We start from the raw sequence: 22,189 nt of genomic DNA, 5'->3' as shown, positions 1-22,189 counted from the left end.
AAACGGTCAATAACAATAGAAAAAGTTAGCAATTAAATTGCTAACTTCTTGTTAAACTCTCATGTTATTATTTGCAAAATTATGTTCATGATAGTCGATAATTTCACTTTCGCTATTAACCGATCCATCTGAATTATAGATATATTTTTTACCATTTGCGGTAAAAGTTATAGTTTCAATCATATATTCACGATCATTATACATAGCATTAGTATCAACAATAAATTTTAAACTACCATTTTGTAATGATGTAGTAATTATCGAAGAATTTCTATAACTATTTCTAATGTTTGCTCTATGTGAAATTCTTTCACTGAACATATTTATTTCAATAGAATTATTATCTATATTTCCAATTCCTTCTAAGAATAATCCATTAACATCAAAACCATATGTTAAGTTGTATAATCTATTTCTTCTATTATTGCTAATTGACATATTTCTTGCGAAAACATTTGGTTTTTGGATGACTTCAAATCCTTCAAATAAAGCATCGTTTGTACTACTACGTAAAACAACATTTGTTGTTTCGTTTAAAACGTCTTGTTCAGATAAACCAGAATTTCCATAAACAACTTTTTCAATTGTATATTGACCAGTATGTCTAACATTGTTTTGTTCAAAAATAAAGCCCATACCATTATATGTATATCTAGAATCATCACTTGTTATAATATTATTTCTTCCTCTAGAAACTACTCTATCACCGTTACTATTTTTTGCAACTGCGTATAATGTTTTGTTATTATACATTTCACCTAATCTAAAGAAAGTAATGTCAATTTTAGCTTGTCTTAAACCGTCATTTGACCCTAAAATAAATTTTTTATAACGTGCTTCATTATCTCTTCTTGCAGCTGATATTCTTAATTCATTATAGTTTTTAATTTCATTTGCTAATGATTCTAATTCTTCAATAGTAACATCATCATTATTGACCATTGAATTTCATCTATCAATAAATTCTCGTTTTTTATTCTCGTTTATTCTTCAATCTCAAAAATCTGTACTTTGAATTGCTGATTTTCTAGAACTAATTTCCTCATTAATTCTTCTTTCGATATCTAATAATTTTTCTAATGTTTTATTTTGTGCATCAAGTTCAGTTTTATATCTTTGTTTCAATTCATTTAGTGAATTACCTCTAAATTTATTTTCTATTAAACGATTCAATTCATTATATTTAGCATTTAATGCTCTAGCACTATTTAATTTTTCTCTTACAACTTGTTGCGAAACAGTGTTTTGATCAACCGTAAAGGCATTTCTAGTACCACCATCAAAATGACCAATAACTTCTTGTAAAGCATTATAATCAACATCAATTTTACTTTGAACATAACTTTTAACTTCATTATATTGAGCTTCTGTTGAGTTATTATTGTTTGCTTTATTTAAATTTTCAGAATAATTACCATTATTACCATTACTCATTAAACGTGCTATAGAACTTTTAGCATCGTTTTGTTTATTTGTTAAGTAAGTTTTTAATAAATCTAAATTTTCTCTTACTATTTCAATTGTTTGAGTTTTATTAATTTTACTTTGGTAATCTGTTTTATTTTGACCTTCTAATAGTCTATTAATATACGGTTTAGATTCTTGAATTAATTTTTCTCTTTCAATATCGCTTAATAATTGTGATATTTGTTCTCTAGTTTCTACTCTGTTTAAACGATCTTTAAATCCTTGTTTTTCTTCTAGATTCGTAACTTCTTCTATTTTAGCTTTAACATTAGCAATTTGAGTAATTAATCCGTCTGAACTATTTGAAATATTATTATATAAACCATTAGCTGAATTTACATTGTTACCATCGTTTTCACTTCCAATTGTATTTGTTGTTCTTCATTTAGTCAATAAAGCTTCTTTTAATGCATCTGCGCCTTCAAAATTAGATGGCTCATCTAATTTTTCTTTAACTTGGTCTAATTTAGATTTTAAAACGTTCATAGCTTCTATTTTAGACTTAACAATTTCAATTTCTGATGTTCTAGGTCATTGCTTATGAGCATTTAAAGTACCTTCACTTCATGCTGGTATTCTTTGCCCTTCTTCTAATGAACGTGACAACTCTTTGGCTTGACCAACATAATTAACAATATCTCTATTTCTAATCATTTGATCATTTAAATCGTTTAGTGCACTTTTAATTGATTCTAATGTAAGTGAAGATACTGAAGGTTTATTTGATAAGTTTCCTGTTATATGCCATAACGCTTTTGTAAAAATATCTTTAGTTGAATCTAATGATTCTGGATTATTTTTAATTCCGGTTTCAAAAAGTTGAAGAGCACTATCATAAGCTGTTTTTAACTCATTAGCAATATTTATAATTTGTTCAATTTCTTCAACTGTATCAGCTTTGTCACTATTATAGTTATAATCTTTTAATCATTCTCTATATTTGTGTGTTCCACCATCAGTTTCAGTACCGTTATTACTTGCAGGGAAATGAGTATCAATAATCGCTTTTAATTCGTTAGATTTAGCTACAACAGTTTCTGCTTTTTGTTTTAAGGCAAGTAATTTATCACCTATTGTATTATCATCAGTATGTTGAGCAGAAGGGCTTATAATAGCATCTTTTTCTATTGTTAAAGGAGTTCTTGCATTTTCGGGCATTTTCTCAATTTCTGCATTTAATTCATCAATTAATCTTTGGTTAGTTGCCTGAGTTGCAGTTTCTTTTGTAAGAATATCATTGATATTTCTAGAACTTTCTATTTCGCTAATTAAGTTTGATCTATTATAGCTTGCTGTTTGTGAAGGTAATTTTTTAACCTCTTCAATAGTTCTTCTTCTTGCTATTTCAAGTTCTTCTTGAAGTGTATATTCAACTTGAGTTTTTAATTGTTCTAATTGATCATAGCTTTTTTCTTCTATTTCGTTTAAATAGTTATCTTTATGTTTGTTATCAACATAATTTTTTAGTTTTTCAATTAATACTTTAACTTCAGACAATTTAGCTTGTCTTTGTTCTTCGGTTTTACCAGTTAAAACATCTTTATATAATTTAGCTAAATTATCGTATGTTTTATTTGAATCAAGTTCAACATCACTTTTTAATCTTTCCTTCAATACAGAATTTTCAAGTGCTTCTATTTTATTTTTAACAAATTCTTTTTTATTAGCTAAAAGAGTTTCAACTTCTGCAGATAATTCTTTTAAAGCTCTTTCAGTTCTATTTTGAACTATCTCGTCAAATTTGTTTTTAACACCTTTAGGATTGGTGTTTTGATAATCTCTATTTCATTCGTTTGAGAATGATTCATTTGTGACTTCAGGACTTAATAAATGAATTTTTTCAATATCAGACAATGTTTGAGCTTGTATTTTATCTAATTCATCATTTATAGCTTTAAAGGCATCTCTTAATTGTTTTACTGAACTATTAGTTTCGTTTTTAGTTTTATTTTCAGTTTTAACTTGGTTGTCATCATTTAATTTTCTAAGTGCCACTGTTAATTTATTCGCTTCAGCTTCAACAAGTGGTTGAACTCTTGAAGAAACATTAGATAGTTGTTCAGGGGTTTCCGCCGCATCAATTTGATTGATTATATTTTCAAGATCTTCATGACCATCTAATTTTGCTCTCGCATTTCTTTTGGCTTCTTCTTTTGCAGCTGCTAAATCTCTTGCCGCATTTGCTTCTTCCATAATATCGTTCATTACTTGAACGCTTGTTGCAGAACTTAATTTATTACGTAAAGCTTCCTGTTTATTTGCCGGAGCTTCATTAATAGCTTTATTGACATAAATTCTTGCGTAATCTAAAGCTTGATTATGTAATTTATTAATTTCAGATACATTTTCTTTAGTAAGAGCATCTCCGGTTGGTTTATTAGCCGGATTATCACCATCTTTTAATAATGCTATATCACTATTTACATTATTTGCAATAGTATTAAATTCGTTTGTAGCTTTTTGAATAATTGAATCAAAATCAGATTCATTTACTGCTGAATTTAATAAAATATTGTATTTATTATTTTGATCATCAGGTGTATTATCAAATTTTCTTGCAGCAGCTTTTGCTGCTTCTTTTTTAGAATTTAAAGCACTTATAGCTTCTTCTTTTTTTCTATTAACTTCTTCTTTTGTAATATTTTCTTCGTTTAAAGAATTTAAAAGTTGATCTTTTAAAGGGTTATTTAATTTATTAATTTCTAGTTTTGCTTCTCTTATTGCAGCTTCTAATTCCTTTTGTTTTTGAATTTCTGCTTCAATTTCTTCAATTTTTGCTTTTGTTTCTGCTGAATTAATATCATTTTCAAAAGTTTTAGAATTTTCCAAATTAGCTTCAGCTAATTTTCTTCTTGCACGTTCTTTATATTCATTTAATTTTCTGTTAACTTTTTCAATTAAATTATCATAATCTAATTGTGTGTGAGAAAGTTTAGCAGCATCAAGTTCAGAATTTAATTCATCACCTAATTTAGCAACGGCAGCTGTTGCTTCTTCTTTGAAACCATTTAGCGCTTCTTCCACTTTTGTTTTGATATTTTCAAAATCAGTTTGAGTGGTTGCTTTATTAAATTTATCTTGTAAACCTTCTACACCATTAATTGATGTTCTAGGAGATTTTCCTAGTGTTAATTTATTTAATAATTCTTGAGCTTCATTCATTTTATTTCTAATGAATTCTTGAGCTTCACCGGTAATTACTTTTATAGCTTCAACATTTTTAGTTCTTAAAGCTTCTTCAAGCCTTGTATTTAAATCATCTTTTTTAGATGTGGCAGCTTGATCATTTCCGTTAATTAATTCAATTACTTTTCTAGCTTTATCACCTTCAATTCTCAATTGCTCATTTTGGTCATCTACAGCTTCATTAATTCTATTTAATAAATCACTAAGGCTATTTAAATCTTTTTGTTTTTTACTTAAGGTTTCATTTTCAGCAACTTTATCTGTACTTGGTTCAATTCCTTCTTTAATTATTCTTAACTCTTCGTTAAATCTGTTTTTAACATCATTTTCAGCATGTTCTTTTAATTTTTCTGTTATTTCATCAGCTTTTAAATAAACTTCATTAGCATTAACTAATTGATGTAATTCATCAATTGTTTGCGCTCCACTAATTCTATTTAATAATTCTTCACCTTTGGTTGAAATATTATTTGTAATTTGACTTCTAACTTCTGCTTTGTAATCTTCAAAAGCTTTATCAGCTCTTGATTTTATACTATCATATGTAGCTTCCGTTGCATCTTGTGTGTTTAATTGCTCTAATTCATGGAATAAATCAACAATTTTTCTCAATGGATTTTGTTCATCTAATTGATTAGGTAAATCTGTAACATTAATTTTGGCTAATGATATATCAGCAATATTTTTTCTATCATTTAAAATAGTTTGTGCATCCGACTTAATTTGCTCAATAATTTCGAGTGTCGTTGCGTCTTTAACGGCTTGTAATTTCGAAGTTTTATCATCTGTAGGGTTATCATGACCATCTCTTAGTCTATTAATTACTTCGTTAGCTTGTGTTTTAGCTTCTTCTAACCTTCTGTTTTGTTCTGTAATAGCATTGTTAATTTCTTCTTCAATTTGAGCTAATGAATCTAATGTTTGTTGTGTATTATCAATTAATTGATCCATTCTTTCAACAAAATTAGATTTATTATCATTTCATAAGAAATCAACTTTTTTCTTTAATTCTGCTTTTTTCTTAATTATTTTAGCTTCTGTTTCAAGTTTTTTAAAGTCCGCAACGGTGTTGCCTACTTTTTCTCATCTTGATAATAAATTAGGATCGGTTGTATCATTTTCTACTTGATCAATATATGATTTTGCACTATTTTTAGCCTCATTAATGTATTCTTGAGCTTCAGATTGAAGTTGATTAATTCTCTCTTCGGTAGTTGCATTTTCTATTCCAGATAATAAGTTATTGTAATTATCATGACCATTAGCTAGTTCAATAACTGCTTTTACAATGTCTTTTTTAGCTTTAAATATTTCATCTAATTCAGTTCTAATAGCTTTAGCTTTTTCAAGTGTATTTGCTTTATTTAATTTTTCAAGTAACTTAGTAACATTATTTTTATCATTTTCAGGTGTATTAGAATCTTGCTCCTCACCTATTAATGTAGTTTTAATATCATTAGATAAAGTTTCTTTATATAATCTTAACCTATCAGCTTCTTGTTGTTTTTGGTCAATAACTAAATCATATAATTTCTTAAGCTCTGATAATCTTGTTTGTCATTTTGTATTATCTGTAGTAGTTTCGCCATTATCATTTGTAACATCATTAGAATTAATTTTTTCTAACGTAGAAGTAAACTCAGTTTTCTTTTCTTCTGTTTCAACATCGAGTATTTCATTTTTTACCAAATTAGAAAATTGTAAATTAACTGCTTTAAGTGTATCGTTCAACTCATTTATATTTTCTGTTGCTTCTAATCTATTTAATTGTTCTTGTTTTCTTAATTCATCTACTTCAGGTAACAATCTTTCAACATTATTTTTATATTGTGACTTTGTTGTATTAAAGTATTCTTTAGCATCGATATCATAAACATTTTGAATATCTGTTTCATTTTTAAGTCCATCAACTTTATTAATTAAACTATTGTATTTTTCTGATTGTAATGGAGCTTTTTCATTGTCTGTTTCAACGGGGTTTAAAAGTTTTTTAATTAATTCTTTAATTTCTGATTTTTTTAGTTGAACTAATCTTGTAGCTTCTTCTTTTATCTCGATTGCTTCACTAGCAACTTTACCCGATTGATCAACATTTTCTAAAGTGCTTATTCTATTCAATAAATCTTGTTTTTTAGGATTATTATTTGATAATAGTGCAACAGCTTGTTTTGCTTCTTCTAGTGCAACATCAAATTCATGACCTTCACTTGAAGCTTTAACTTTAACTCTATTTAATAAGTCACTTAATTTTTCATTAGCGTCATCACTATTATTTTGTATAGCATTTAACTCAGTTTGGAAACCTTCTTTTTCAGGAGTTTGATTTAACTTATCAATTCATTTTTGAGTTTCTTCTCTTAAGTTTTGATTATTAATTTGTTTTTCCAATTCATTTAAATCAGATATATTTTTAGCTTCATTAATTTTTGTAAGGAAATCGTCTTTTAGTTCTGTATTAGTTGAATTATTTAATTCTATAAGCGCTTTTCTTTTATCTTCTAAAAATTTGTTAGAATCATTAATAATTTTTGTTATTAAAGATTCCGAGTTTGCATTTGCTAATTCAGATTCTTTTAGTTGTTTTTCATCGCTACCTTCAAGACCTTTAATTGCTTCTAATGCTTGATCACGTAGATTATTAATTCTTTCATTAATTTTAGCTTGTACAGCTTCAGCGGATTCGATTGTTCTTGCGTTATTCAGTTCTTCTGTTAAAGAGTTTTTTAGTGTTGTATCAACGTCAATCTTTTCAAGCTCAGCTTTAATATCATCTGTTTTTTGTTTAAGCGCTTTATTATATTCACTTTTTTGGTTAATTTCTTGTTCAATTTGTTCTAATTGTTCAAGCGAATTAGTATTAGAGTCATTAATTCTAGTTTCAAAACCTTCACGTTGTTCTATGAATTTAATTTTTTTAGGTAATGTTTGTAAAATTTCTTCTTTTTTCAATTGAACAGCAATTTTACTATCTAATTCGTTTAATTTTTCAATTGAATTTGCGTTATTGAATTCTTCTAGTAATTTTTGTTTTTCTTGTTCATTTGTAACTTGTTGTAATCTAGTATTTGTTTCTATTTTTTTATTATCGAAAATTTTATTTATTAATTTAATTAATTCATTAATTTCTTGTTCTGTTACAACATCTTTTCTAGTTTTTAAATCATCTAATTTATTTTGTTTTGCTGTATGCTCAATATCGTTTCCAACTAATTTAGCTAAAACTTCTTCAGCAGTTGCTAATCTAGAATTAATTATGTTATTTACTTGCTCGATGTGTTTTTTAATTTCTGATTGATTATTTAAAGAATCAATATCACCAGATAAAATAGAGTCATTATTAACTGTTTCATCAATTAAACGCTCAACTTGTGTTTTAGCTTTTGTTTTATATTGTTCTAATAAGTTATTAATTTCATCTCTTTGAGCTAATAATAAGTTTTCAGTCGTTGCATCATTAATTTTTTGTAATATTCTAGTCTTATCTTCAAGGCTTTCATCAATATTTAAAGTATTATTTGCTAATTTAATAATTTCATCTCTAATAGCATTAAATTCATTTACAGATGCGTTTTTAAATCCGTCTATTTCTTCTTGTGTTATTGCATCATTAATTTGATTGATACGGTTATCTCTATTATTTAACTTATTTGTAGCGTTGATTGCTTCAGTTTTTAATACTGCAATTCTATCTTTTATAGCTTGTTTAGCTGCAGCCATGTCAATAAGGATATTTTGTGCACTCTCAATTTGATCTCTTATAGCTGTTTTTTCTGGTGAATCTAATAATTTTTTAAGTTCTTCAAAAGCTTCTTTTTTAGCGTCTTTAAGTTGATTTTGTTCAATGATATATGCTTCATTAATTGCTTCAACAGCTTTTCTAGAATCTTCTAAAGATATTTCTGTATTAGCAATAATTTCATTAAATTTATCAATATTTTCTTGAGTAAATAATTTTGCAACTTGTTCTTTTAATTTATCAACATTAGCTTTTATTTCATCGGCTTCATTTTGAATTTGTTGCTTAATATCTTCTTTTATTTGAACTAATTCATTAACGTCATTAGAATTTTCTATTCTTTCTAAAAGAACGGGCGAAACTTCTTTATCTTGAACTTGTTCAAGTAATTTTTTAGCTTGTTTTTTATGTTCATCAACTGTTATAGCATGTTCTATTTTTGCTTTTACTAAATTTAGTTCTTCAATATTTTTCGCTGCTTTTACTTCAGAGTTAAGGTTCTCTCACATTGGATGATCTTTAGATAAGTTTTCTAGTGTTGAATTAGTGTCATTAAACTTGTTAGAAAATAACTCTTCAGCTCTTAAAGTTATATCTCTAATAGATTTTTCTGAATTTGCTTGTGATAATTGTTCTACCAACTCAGAGTGATTTTGTTGGTCGCCAACAACCTTTTTAATAGCTTCGTTTGCTTTTTCTCTTAGTGAATCTAAATAATCTTCTATCGCTTTAATAACTTCATTAACTACTTTAGGATCTCTTGCCTCTGATACCTTATTAGCTCACGGATTTTTATTTTCATTAGAATCTAAAATATGTGTTAATTTTTCAATAGCATTTTCTTTAGCTATTCTTAATTCCTCAGCTTCACGAGCTAAATCTGAATCTACTAAAGCTTCAATTCTTTTTAAATCGTCTAAATTTTGAGCATTATTAAGTTGATCTATATAATCTTTTTTATCTAATAAATTACCGATTTTTTCAAGAATATTTTCTTTATTTCTTTCAAATTCGATATATGTATCTACTCTTTCTTCTAATGCTTTAGCATCTTCAATTTCTTGAAGTAAAACTCTTTCATCTTCAAATGAATTGCTTTTTTCTTCATCTTTTATGAGTGCTAATTTACCTAAAATTCTATCTTTAATAGCTTTTAATAATTGTTTTTTATTTGTAATATATTGATCTAATTGCTTGCTTGTTTCATCTAAATTTAATCTAATTTGCTCTTGATCAATATTATTTTGACCTTGTTGGTCTTTTAAATCATTATCTAATAACTCATTAAACTCATCTTTTTTATCTTGCTTAGTGATATTGTTTTCAACAAAATCTTTTAATTGTAAATATTTAATATTATTTTCAATTTCAAAGTCAGCATATTTATTAGCTTCAAAAGTTAATTTTATTAATTCTTCTGAAGTTGTAGCTTCATTTAATTCCTCAGTTAATTGAGCTTTTTTAACTACATGTTTAACTCTTTCGATAGCTGTTTCAGCTTTCTTTTTGTCTAATTGGAATTGATATGCAGTATCTACTTGTTCTTTTAATTTAATAACTTCATCCAATGTTTTAGCATTTTCTAAGTCACTAATGAATTTTTTAGATTTCTCTTCATCTTCAAGCTTTTTAGCTTTTTCAATAGCTTCTTTTTTGTATTCTTCGAAATTATCTTGTGCTCTCGCATCATTAAAAATATCGATTAATACGCCTGCGGTTGTGTTCGGGTTTTGTTTAGCCACATTTAAACGCTGTTGTAGTTCTTCTTTCTTTGCATCGTTTTGATCTATTTTGTTAATTTCATCTTGAACTTTTTGAGTTAAATCAACAAAGTATTGATCTACTTGTGCTGCAAGATCAATAAATTCAGATTCTTTTTTAGCTTCAGTTAATCTGGAAATAAAGTTATTTTTAGTTTCAAAATCACCATCTAATCTTTTAATTTTATCTTTTGCTATTTTCTTCTGTTCAGATAATATTTTTGCAGCTTCACTAGCTGGTATATAAACATCTTCAATAATTTTTGAATCGTATAATTGTTCTAATAACTCATCTTTTTTAGGGTTATTTAATAATTTAATTAATTTTTCAGCTTCTTCAATCGAAGTTAAAAGTTTAATAGCATCATCAATTTTTTTCTCTAATTTGTTTAATTCTGTTATTTCAGTTACAGCATCAATTTTTTCTAAAAAATTATTTTTAACTTCTTCACTTAAATTAGAATTATTAACCTTTTCTTTTAATGCTTCTTTTTTGAATTCTATAAAACCATTAGCACCTGCGTGTTCTTTTAAATAATCTTCAATTTTCTTTTTAGTTTTTAATAACTTCTCAATTGACTCATCTTCTGCAGCAATATTAATTTCTTCTGCAAAACCATCATGAATTTCTTTGTCTTTAATTAATGAATTTAATTCAATTACTTGTTCTTTTAATTTTTGAAATTCTGATTTTGATTGTTCTTCTAAAATTTTCTTAATTTGTTCTTCAATAGCTGGTAATTCACTTAAATTACTCGAATTTATATCACGAAAGATATTTCCTTGTGTATAAATATCATTAATTTTAGTCGCTAAATTAGATACTCTTTGATATTCTTTTAATTCTTCATATAACTTTTTAAGAGAAGTGATATTATCTCCGGCGTTGTTTAATTTATTATTAAATTTATCGTGTAAAACAGATGGTAATGAATTAATTAAATCTCTATCAAGTTTTTTTCATTTTTCTATTTCTTTGTTTTGTTCGTTTAAATAATTTAAAACTTCTTCTTTCGTTACGTTGGTTTTATCTAAGATAGATTGAAAATTAGATTTTAAATCTTCAACTACCATATTTGTAAATTCATCTTTTTTATTTTGATTTTGAATTTGTTTTCATTAAATCATTAATTTCTTCTGCAATAATTAATGATTTATGATAGTCATTTAATTCAAAACCATTTCCGTTATTTTTGTATTCTTGTTCTCTATTGAATACTAAATTAAAATCATTATCAGATAATGTTTTCTCTCTTTTTGAAATAGATGCTTTTAATTCATCTAATACGCTGTTTTTAATTTTATTTAAAACTACAAATTGTTTGTTGTTTGTAAATTTTGGTTCTAATTTTGAAAAATCAGAAACAAATTTTTTGTTATCAATACTTAATTTTGAGATTAATTCTTTCAAAGTTTTATACTTTAATTCATAATCATTGTTTTTATTACTTCAATTTCATAAAATTGCAACTGCGCTCACTACTGAGCCAGTTGCTGCTATACTAGAAAGTATTAACGTTGATTTATTTTTCTTTTTCGCCATGAATAGCTCCTTTTCCTTTTTATAAGTTATTTGAATAATTTCTAAAATAACAAATAAAATAAATATAGGTTTATTATATCAAAATAGACATAAAACTATTTTTGTGGTAAAAACGAGCTATTCTAAATATTAAATAAATTCAATATTATTTTACTTTTTTAAAAAAATAAGTTGATAATTAGAGTTTTTAACCCTAAAAACAAGTGTAAAAAATCTAAAAATTTAAAATTTCGTATAAAAAATATTATATATAATTTACCATGAAAAACTTACCACATATAAATAGCTTTTATAAATGAAAAAAATAATATAATTATTTTGGAAGAAGTTATTTTAGGAAAATAAGAAAGAGAGGGCGGATTATAAAATTATAATAATCGCGTTATTAATATGAAATTATTCAAAAATAGAAAAAATAGATTATTAATTATTACATTAATTTCATCTGTAACTTTATCAAGTTCGATGGCAACATTCTTTTATAGTTTATCTTCTAAAAATAGTGATGATGTTTTTAAATTTAAGTTTTCAAACCCGAAAATAGTGAATAATAGTGATCTTGATTTTAAAGAGAGCATCGGAACTATAGTTGACAATAATTTAAAACCATTACCAAAACCTGAACCTATAGTTGAAAAAAAGGTAACTAAAAATTTAGTTATCATTGAAACACCTAAAATAAAAGAAAAACCAAAGACAATCAAAAAAGTTGTTTCTGAAATAGTAAAAGAAGAACCTAAAAAAGAAGAAATAAAGAAAGAAGAAATAGTTACACCACCCAAAGTTGAGCCAAAGAAAGTTGTTGAAGTTACAAAAGTCGAACAACCACAACCAACACCAAATGAAACTCCTGATAGTAGATCAAACGACGAAGGAACCGGTGCATTTAACTTTAAAAACTATAAAAACTTACACGTTACAGTAGATTTCCCTAAAGAAAGAGAATATAGTGAGGAAGATATAAACAAAGGGTTAGTCAACCCTGATAGATATGCTGCAGAAATACTTCCTAACGTTAGAGCAGTTAAAGTAACAGATAAATTAAGAGAAACAACCGCATTAAACGCCAGAGAAGGTTTGAGAGATTATGCACAAAAAGCTTGATTAGGTTGAATTCTAGATAAAGAAATGACTGATACCGATAAAATATCAAGATTAAGAAATAATGGTGATTTTTGATTTAACTATTACTTTAAATATCTAAGATTATTAAGAAATGGTGATAAAGTAAAAGAATTCCTTACTGATGAAGGAAAAGAAAAATACGAAGAACTTAAAAAAATTCCAGGTGTTTACAAACACAGCCATGGAGATGTTAAATTTAGTGATTTAGCAATCATCAATTACATTGATTTTAATAAGTTCACTAAAGCTTCGGAATTTGCAATTAGCTTCCTAGCTAAAGGTGCGTTCATTGTACCTGGTGAAGATGGTATTTTATTAAACGAAAACGGTGAATTAGAATCAGACGGTTATACACCAATATATAATGGTGTTATCGCAGAATTAACAAGAAACAATAGTGAACGTAGAGTGTTCGGAAATAAAACTTACTACGGTCGTAGTCCAGAAAGTATTGCTAACGGTGAATATGACGGTTGATACAAATTTGACCAAACAGATAAATATGATTCAAAATATAATTTAGGTATCTCAAGTAATGATGGAATAAGAATTGATGAATTAGTTAGAGCTGAAACCGATAATACCGGTAAAATTAATGAAGGTGTTGCAGTTGAAATCGACGCAAGTAATAACTCCGGTTATCAAAAAGCACTTAAATTAATTAAAGACCTTAAAGAAAATAAAGTATCTATAACTGCGTATAGATTTAAAAATATTGGTAAAAATGATAGTTCACAAAAATTTAGAGATATTTTTAAAGAACTACCCGAAGAACTTCCGTTATTAGAACTGTTCTTAGAAAGTTATAATACTTCAGCATTATCTGAATTAAGACATAAAAAGATTAAAGAATTAGGTTTCTACACAACAGGTGATTCATTATCAGAAGAATGAAACTTTAACCCTTGAGCACTTAAAAACGTTTCATATGTTAATACAGCGGACTATAACGTAAGTTTTGATTTTGGTAAAGATGTTAAAGTAATTTCAAGATTGACCTTTAATACACTTTCATTTGATCCTGAAGACGTTTCAACTAAAGCTGATGGATCAAATGACGTAAGCAAAATTAACGATGGTTTAAGAATGGCTTATTGAGTTAGAAATAATGAAAAAATATTCCAAGGAAGTATGGGACCAGGGTTAAATCCAGACCACAACGAAGGTAACAACGGATATCAAATGGGATTAGATTTCTCAAGAACACCAAATATTAAATCACTAAAAGGATTGATATTCCACGACATTAGAAACCCTAAAAATAAACCAAGAAAACTTAATAAAATTGTTTTCTTTAACAATAAAGGTTATTTCGATATAGCAACAGATGAATTAAATGATGCACAATTCGATACTGTATTAGATAAATCTAATTTTGCTCCAAGATCAAAAATAGTTTTTAGCAATAAAAAACAAACAAATAAAATTAGAATCATACCAAAAAGAGGTATCCATAAACTTACTAGTTCAGGTTTCGCAAACTTAAGTACTCTAATCGAATTTAGTGACGGTAACTTTAGTCGTGAAAACTTAGTAATAGAAGTTCCTACATATGCTACAGAATTATATAACCAACTATCTGGTTCATACACAGTTAACTATGTTAACGAAGGTGAAAGCGAACTTGTTTTCACATAATTAATAAAGGAGAAATATGAAAATTAAAACAAGAAAATTTAAATTAAATTTATTGATAATAGGTTTATCAATTTCTGCCTCATCATTTTTAGCAACATTAATTTATAACAGTAACACATATATTAAAAGTGGTAGTTCATTAGAATATAAAGTGGACTCACCTAAGCTTATAAATCAAGAAAATTTAGATTTTTCTAAAAGTCAAAATACTAATGTGGACAATAATTTAAAACCTGTTTTTGAGAAAAAAATTGTTGAACCACCAAAAATAGAAAAAATAAAGAAAAAGATTATTATAGAAACACCTAAAATTGAGCCTATTAATAAACCAAAAGAAAAAATAGTTGTTCCAAAAGTAATTAAGGAAGTAGAAAAACCAAAACCAAAACCTAATGAAATTGAGAAAAAAGTAGAACCACAACCAAAACCAATTGAAAAAGTAGCCGAAATAATACAACCAGAAATAGTCGATGATGAAACTAAAACACTATTAGATAGTGATGGTACAGGTGCGCTTAATTATAAAAACTATAGAAATTTAAAAGTTAAAGCTACTATTCCGCCTGATCGTGTATATGACCAAGAAGACATTGATAAAGGTATAGTTAACCCTGATAGATACGTTGCTGATATTCTTCCGAATGTAACATCAGTTCAAGTTACTGAAAAGTTAAAGCAAACAGCTGCATATAATGCTAAAAGAGCTCTACAAAGTAGAGGAAAAGAAGCATGATCTGGTTTTATAGTTTCAAGCGATTGAACTGATACTGATAAACATCTAAGAATACGTAACCATGAAGACTTTTGATTTAATTGATGATTTAGATTCCATAGACTATTAAGAAACGGTGACAAAATTAAAGAATTCCTAACCGAGGAAGGGCAAAAATTATACCCTGAACTTAGAAAAATACCAGGCGTATACAAACATAACAATGGTATTTTAACTTTTAGTGATTTAGCTATATTAAATTATATTGACTACGATAAATTCACTAAACCTTCCGCTAATACAGTTCATAATTTATCAAAAGGTTTATTTATAGACCCGGATGAAAGAAATATTTTTGTTAATGAAAATGGTGAATTGGATTCGGCAGCATATTCACCTTTATATAATAAAGTTGTAGCTGAATTAACTAGAAATAACAGTGAGAAAAGAGTTTTTGGTAATAACAGTTATGAAAGTAGAAGTCCTGAAAGTATTGCTAATGGAGAATACAAAGGTTGAACTAGATACGACAGAACTTCTTACTACAACGAAAAATTTAAACTTGGGTTAACTAATACAGACGGAATCAGAATTGATGATATTGATAGAGATGTACCAGATCAAACAGGTAAATTAAACTCAGGAATAGCAGTCGAAATTGACGCAAGTAACGATGAAGGTTATAAAAAAGCAAAAGAAATCATTTTAAAACTAAAAGAACAAAATGCTCAAATAACTGCATATAGATTTAAAAATATTGGTAAAAATAATAGTTCACAAAAATTTAGAGAAATTTTTAGGGAACTACCAGAAGAATTACCTCTTTTAGAATTATTCTTAGAAAGCTTTAATACTTCAGCGGTATCTGAATTAAGAAACAAAAGAATTAAAGAGCTTGGTTTCTATACAACTTTAAACTCTTTAGCTGAAGAATGAAATATAAATCCTTGAGCACTTAAAAATGTTTCATACGTTAATACAGCAGACTATAACGTAAGTTTTGATTTTGGTAAAAATGTAAAAGTAGTAACCAGACTTACATTTGACACACTGAGTTTTGATAAAGAAGATTTATCATATAATCCAGACGGATCATTAAATGTATCTAAAATCAATGACGGTTTAAGAATGGCTTACTGAGTTAGAAATAACGAAAAAATATTCCAAGGTTCGAGTGGACCAGGTTTACACCCTGATCATAATGAATCAGGAAATGGTTATCCACAAGGGCTAGATTTTTCTAGAGTAGAAGAAGTTAAATCATTACAAAATTTAGTTTTTAGTAACTCTAAAAATAAAAAAGCAACACCAAGAATGTTAAGAAGAATCGTCTTCTTTAACAATAAACCTTATTATCAAATTAATTTAGAACAATTGAATGAAGCGCAATTTAATACTGTTCTTGATAAACAAGTATTCCCTGGAGTACCACCTTCAAAAATTATTTATAGTAATGGTAAGGAAACTAAATTTATAAGAATAGTTTCAACAGACAAAACCAAATTATTAACTAGCGAAGGTGTGCAAAACTTAAATACTATGATTGATTATAGTGATAAAACATTCGATAGAAATAATGTAATAATTGAAGTCTTAAAAGATGATATTGAATTACAAAAAGAAATTCAAAAATACGGATTTAAATATAAAGTAGTTAATGGAAACGAAGAAGATCTTCAATTCAGTTAATTATTCCACTCACAGCAATATAGCTGTGAGTTTTTAATTACTCTTTTAGTAAGTAACTCTTATAAAGATATTAAAAAAGTATCACATCAATCTGTGATACTTTAAATTCGTTTTAATAATTATTTTGATAAATTACGAACACGAACAACTGTGTAAGGCATGAAAGCGATAAATCTTGCTCTTTTAATAGCATTAGATACTTTTCTTTGGTGTTTTGCACATGTACCTGTAATTGATCTAGCTTTAATTTGTCCTGTTGCAGAAATAAAATTATTTAATAATTCTACATCTTTGTAATCAACGTATTGTGATTTACTTTCACAAAATGAACATACTCTTCTTCTACCTGAAAAAACTTTTTTACGTTTGTTATAAGCCATATTAATCTCCTTAAATTTTAACCAAATACTTCTTCATCGTTGGGTTCATTGTTCATATCTTGAACATCATCAAAATCATGCATAGCATTAACTTGATTATTTTGAACCACATTATTATTTTGTCATTGGTTTTGATTTTGATTATTGAAGTTATTTTGTTGTTGTTTAGGATAGTTATTACTGTAACCTGCACCTGGTTGACTAGGTTGGCTAAAGTTATCATTATTTGTTCTTAATCTTCTTTGGAACTCATCTTTTGATTCTAAGAATTCGAATGATTCAACAATAACATCAAAAGATCTTACCAATTGGTTTGTGTCTCTAGAAGTATAAGTATTTGTTTGAATGCTTCCTTCGACCATTATTTTAGAACCTTTTGTTGTATTTTTCGCAATGATTTCGGCAGCGCCTCTTCATGCAATAATATTAACAAAATCGGTAACTTCGTTATTTGAATTACCTGAAATTTTTCTATTAATTGCAAGTGTAAATCTTGAATATGAAATTCCAGAACTTGTTGCATTTAATGTTGGTGTAGATGTTAATCTACCAATTAGAATAACTTTATTCATGTTTAATAACTACCTTTCTTGAAAATTATTTTTCAACTTTGTCAGATTTGAATGATGGACGTCTTCTTGGTTTATCAGAGTTTTCAGTTGAGTTATTTTCATTTCTTGTATTTCTATCGTATGGTTTGAAAGTTCTTCTTTTTTTGTTTGGTTTTTCTTTTTTAGAACTATTTAAACCTTTTTCACTATCTAAATTGATTACAAGTGTTCTTCAAATTTGTTTGATAATATTTGCACGACGTGTAAATTCAGCTGGTAAGTCTGCGTTTGTTTCAACTTCTGCTTGAATGTATTGTGCAAATTTTGATTTATTAATTTCGTATGCTAATTCGTTTTTCTCTAATTTTTCAGCTTTTTTAACTCCTGCTCCGAAAACTTCGTTAAGTAAGTCGAATGCAATTTTAGAGTCTGCTTTAGGATCAACGATCATCATAATTTCGTATTTAACCATTTTTTATCTCCTTTTGGTCTTTCTGGGCAACAATTGCCAAGGAGTACTCTATACATACTCGTATTTAATTATATAAAATTTTGGATATTTTCTTAACATTATTTTAATAAATTTAAATTATAAATTTAAGTAATGTTAAAATGAAAAACTTGATAAAAAACTCAATAATTGTGATATATTTATGGTTATGAAAAATTTAGTTATTGTTGAGTCACCAAACAAAGTAAATACAATTAAAAAATATTTAGGTGACGATTACGAAGTTATCGCTTCTGTTGGACATTTTTTAAAAATGAAAACAAGCGGTCAATATGGTTTAGGGATAGATTTTGAAAATTGAGAACCTACATATTCACTTGAAAGAGGAAAAAGTAAATTAGTTAGTGGTATTAAAAGTGCTATAAAAGAAGCAAATCACGTTTATATTGCAACTGACCCTGACCGTGAAGGAGAAGCAATAGGTTCACACATCGTTGAATATTTTAAAATTAAACCAGATATGTATTCAAGAATAAAATACAACGAAATTACTAAAGATGCTATTTTAAAATCTTTAGAAAAAGCAGGGGCGCTAGATGCTGGTCTTGTTGATGCTCAAAAATCAAGAAGAATGCTTGATCGTATTATTGGTTTTAGAGTAAGTCAATTAATTAGAAAAAAATTCAAGAATTCACCAGGTACACCTACAGCAGGTAGAGTACAATCAATCGCACTAAAACTAGTTGTGGATAGGGAGAAAGAGATAATGGCTTTCGTTCCGGAACAATACTACAAATTGAATGCTAAACTAGTTAATAACGACGTTTTAGCAATCTATTTTAACCCTGAAAATAGTTCAGAAAAAAGAGATTGAATCGAAACAAAAGATATTGATAAAATCAAAAAAGATTTCGAAAATATCGACTTAAAATTAGAAGTTATTAATATTGCAACAAGTCAAAGAAAAGTAGGTGCATTAACACCGTTTAAACAAGCTACATTATACAAAAAAAGCCCACTTAGTTCTTCATCAACACAATCTGCAGCTCAAAGCCTTTATGAAGGTTATGGTGATGGCGGTTTAATCAGTTATCCAAGAACAGATAGTTCAAGACTTTCACAAACTTTCATAAATGAAGCACATAAATTTATCGACAAAAAATGAGGTAAAGATTATATAGCTGAAGAAATTAAAGGTTTTGGTGGTGATCAAGACGCCCACGAGGCAATTAGACCTACAGATCTTGAACTTACACCAGAATTAGCAAAATATAAATACCCAGAAATGTCAGATAGCGAATTAAAAGTATATAAATTAATTTACGAAAACACATTAATGGCACTAATAAAACAACCAATTAGAGAAAGTAAACAATATACATATCAAACTAAAGACTATTTATTTAAAAAACACATATTCAAAAATTATTTTTGATGGTTACTACGTTGTTACAAATAAAGAATTAGATCAAAATGATCCAAATTATAGTCTAAATCAAATTGTTGATGTTGAACAATTTAATTTTGAACAACATGAAACAAAACCTGCTCCAAGATATAATGATGGAACACTTATTGAAAAACTAGATGAAATAAAAGTTGGTAGACCTTCAACTTTTGCATCTACTATTAAAATTATTAAAGATAGAGCATATGTAAATATGCAAGGAAAACAACTTGTTCCAACTGAATTTGGTATGAAAGTTAGTGATTCATTAATTAATTCATTCCCAGATATTTTTAATGAATTATATACAGCGACAGTTGAAGAACAACTAGATAAAATTGCCGACAATGAACTTGAGAAAAATAGTTTAATGGAAGAATTTTGAAATAAATTCGAAATTGCACTTGAACAAGCTACAGATAAAATGGGTGTAGTTCAATTTGAATTAATCGAATTAGAAGAAAGTTGTCCAGAGTGTGGTAATAAATTACTTGTTAGAAATAACAAGAGAGGTCAAAAATTCATCGGATGTAGTAATTTCCCAAGTTGTAAATATACTGCTAGTTATGAAGAAAATAATACTTCAGATAACGTAGAAGAATATGATGAAGCATAGATAAAATCGCAAAATGCGATTTTTTTATTAAAAAAGTAACATTACGTTACTTAAGATATTTTAACTATATAAATTATTTTTTTACCAACATGTAGTAAAGCGTATTCGTTATTAAAGTAATCTGAATGTACTTCAAACTCTTCGGTTATAGGGTTTAAATTAAATTTAACAGCCTTATTTTGGATAAACTCTCTAGCTTCTCTTTTTGATTTTAAAATTTTCTTATCAATTAATTGTTCAATTAAATTAGAATTTTTATTTAACTCTACAAATGGAATATCTTGCTCTAAAGATGATATAGTTTTTAAATCAAAGTCATTTAAGTCAAGTTTTTTATTGTATAAAATTTCACTTATAGTTTTTGCTTTTTTCGCTTCGTTTTCTCCATGAATATTCTTAATAACTTCATATGATAATACTTTTTGCGCATATTGTTTAGATGTGTCTGAATTATGTTGTTCCATAATTTCTGCAACTTTTTCAACTGGTAAAAATGTTAATCATAAAAGGAGTTTTTCAACTATGGTATCAGTTTGCTTAATTAAAAATTGATACATGTTAAAAGGTTTTGTACGATCTTTATCAAGTCATAAACTTCCACCACCTGTTGACTTACCAAACTTATTACCATTTTCATCTGTTAATAACTGAGAAGTAAAAACAAAAGCTTCATGATCATTTCCAACTACTTTAGAAATCATATCTAACCCAGTTGTGATGTTACCTCATTGATCTGAACCACCAAATTGCACACGTACATTGTGTTTTTTGTAAAGTTGTAAGAAGTCTCACCCTTGAATTAAAGGATATGAAAACTCTGTAAAACTTAATCCTGTCTCAAGTCTTCTTGCGACAGAGTCTTTATTAATCATTGTTGAAATATTAACTAATTTACCAACATCTCTCAAGAAAGTTAAAAAATTCATATCTTTATAAAAATCATAGTTATCAATAACTTGAATACCAAAACTTTCGAGTTGATGTCTAATTTTGTTTTTGTTGTTATTAATAGTATCGTTATCTAATAATTGACGTTCACTTTCTTTAAAAGAAGGATCACCAATCATACCAGTTGCTCCACCTAAAACAGCTATAACATTTCAACCGTAAGACTTAAATCTTAAAAGTATTGAAATTTGAATGTAGTTACCAAGATGTAAACTATCTGCAGTAGGGTCAAAACCTGCGTATACAGCACTTTTTTCATCGGTATTGTAGAATTTATCAATATTACTTGTATCTTTTAATATACCTCTTTTTTCAAGGTCTTTTAAAACTAAATGTCTTGACATAAATCAAACTCCTGTCCTACTTTTGCATCATTACCAAAGATTAATCCTTCTTTGTTAATACCTAAAGTTTTATAACTTGTAACCATACCGTTACTTTCAACATTCATGACTTTACCGCTAACGATTTCTAATCCGGCAAATGTAGTTGCTCCAATTCTTGCAAACACACACACTTCACCTTCTAATGTTTCAAGTGTATTTGTAATAATTTGAGTTGTTTTTTCTTCATTAAAATCAACATCTAAAACAAATAATTTATCACTTTTTGGATGTACTGTTCTTTTAATTATTTTTCCATATTGGAACATTTTAATTTCGTTTAAGTTTAAACCAAGTCTTTCTGATTCCTTTTTAATAATATTAATTTGATCTTCGTTTAACTTAAAAAACTTATTATTGTTGTCAATTAAATATTTATTATTATCTAAAATATTTATTGAAGAAATATTGTTGTTTTTATCAACAAAAAATACTATTTTATCGCCATATATTTTGTTTTTGTTATCGATATTTGAATCAACAAAAACAATGCTTGTATTAGCGAAATTTTCATTTAAAACATTGCATATAATCATTTTTATATTATAACACATTTA

11 protein-coding genes are annotated in these 22,189 nt (G+C 27.0%); 4 read left to right on the top strand and 7 right to left on the bottom strand.

The window, feature by feature from the left end:
• Positions 1–51 precede the first annotated feature (51 nt).
• Both HTZ87_RS00770 and HTZ87_RS00765 read right to left on the bottom strand, forming a co-directional pair.
• Entirely contained in the window at positions 52–11,223 is an 11,172-nt protein-coding gene (locus tag HTZ87_RS00770) for a hypothetical protein (RefSeq protein WP_174892669.1), read from the bottom strand.
• A gap of 19 nt (positions 11,224–11,242) precedes the next feature.
• A complete protein-coding gene (locus HTZ87_RS00765) occupies positions 11,243–11,692 on the bottom strand; it encodes a hypothetical protein (protein WP_174892668.1) in 450 nt (149 codons plus the stop codon).
• 390 nt (positions 11,693–12,082) lie between these two features.
• Here HTZ87_RS00765 and HTZ87_RS00760 point away from each other — a divergent pair, with 390 nt between their 5' ends.
• On the top strand, positions 12,083–14,455 hold the full coding sequence (locus HTZ87_RS00760; RefSeq protein WP_174892667.1) for a putative immunoglobulin-blocking virulence protein: 2,373 nt from the start codon (positions 12,083–12,085) through the stop codon (positions 14,453–14,455).
• A gap of 16 nt (positions 14,456–14,471) precedes the next feature.
• Positions 14,472–16,856 carry a putative immunoglobulin-blocking virulence protein gene (locus tag HTZ87_RS00755; RefSeq protein ID WP_174892666.1) on the top strand — a complete coding sequence of 795 codons (2,385 nt, stop codon included), beginning with the start codon at positions 14,472–14,474 and terminating at the stop codon, positions 16,854–16,856.
• 119 nt (positions 16,857–16,975) lie between these two features.
• Here HTZ87_RS00755 and rpsR read toward each other — a convergent pair whose 3' ends face one another.
• The 3 genes from rpsR to rpsF are packed head-to-tail and all read right to left on the bottom strand — an operon-like array spanning position 16,976 to position 18,259.
• Positions 16,976–17,236 (bottom strand): 30S ribosomal protein S18, encoded by a 261-nt coding sequence (gene rpsR, locus HTZ87_RS00750; protein WP_174892665.1) that lies wholly within the window; start codon positions 17,234–17,236, stop codon positions 16,976–16,978.
• A 17-nt stretch (positions 17,237–17,253) separates the two neighbouring features.
• Complete coding sequence (locus HTZ87_RS00745) at positions 17,254–17,808, bottom strand: single-stranded DNA-binding protein (RefSeq protein WP_174892664.1); 555 nt, start codon at positions 17,806–17,808, stop codon at positions 17,254–17,256.
• A 25-nt stretch (positions 17,809–17,833) separates the two neighbouring features.
• On the bottom strand, positions 17,834–18,259 hold the full coding sequence (gene rpsF, locus HTZ87_RS00740) for a 30S ribosomal protein S6 (protein ID WP_174892663.1): 426 nt from the start codon (positions 18,257–18,259) through the stop codon (positions 17,834–17,836).
• A gap of 187 nt (positions 18,260–18,446) precedes the next feature.
• Here rpsF and HTZ87_RS00735 point away from each other — a divergent pair, with 187 nt between their 5' ends.
• Both HTZ87_RS00735 and HTZ87_RS03560 read left to right on the top strand, forming a co-directional pair.
• Positions 18,447–19,697 (top strand): type IA DNA topoisomerase, encoded by a 1,251-nt coding sequence (locus tag HTZ87_RS00735; protein ID WP_371813979.1) that lies wholly within the window; start codon positions 18,447–18,449, stop codon positions 19,695–19,697.
• On the top strand, positions 19,597–20,301 hold the full coding sequence (locus HTZ87_RS03560; protein ID WP_371813984.1) for a DNA topoisomerase: 705 nt from the start codon (positions 19,597–19,599) through the stop codon (positions 20,299–20,301). The genes HTZ87_RS00735 and HTZ87_RS03560 overlap by 101 nt, the downstream gene beginning before the upstream one ends.
• 50 nt (positions 20,302–20,351) lie before the next feature.
• Here HTZ87_RS03560 and tyrS read toward each other — a convergent pair whose 3' ends face one another.
• Positions 20,352–21,593, bottom strand: a complete 1,242-nt coding sequence (gene tyrS, locus HTZ87_RS00730; protein WP_174892662.1) for a tyrosine--tRNA ligase — start codon at positions 21,591–21,593, stop codon at positions 20,352–20,354.
• A complete protein-coding gene (tapR, locus tag HTZ87_RS00725; RefSeq protein WP_174892661.1) occupies positions 21,578–22,168 on the bottom strand; it encodes a TyrS-associated PheT N-terminal domain-related protein TapR in 591 nt (196 codons plus the stop codon). The genes tyrS and tapR overlap by 16 nt, the downstream gene beginning before the upstream one ends.
• Between the last annotated feature and the right edge of the window lie 21 nt (positions 22,169–22,189).

The organism is Mycoplasma sp. OR1901 (assembly GCF_013348745.1).
In the GTDB taxonomy this organism is placed as follows: Bacteria; Bacillota_I; Bacilli_A; order Mycoplasmatales; family Metamycoplasmataceae; genus Mycoplasmopsis.
The sequence above is the reverse complement of the archived record's forward strand: the minus strand, read 5'-3'. Positions and strand labels throughout refer to the sequence as shown.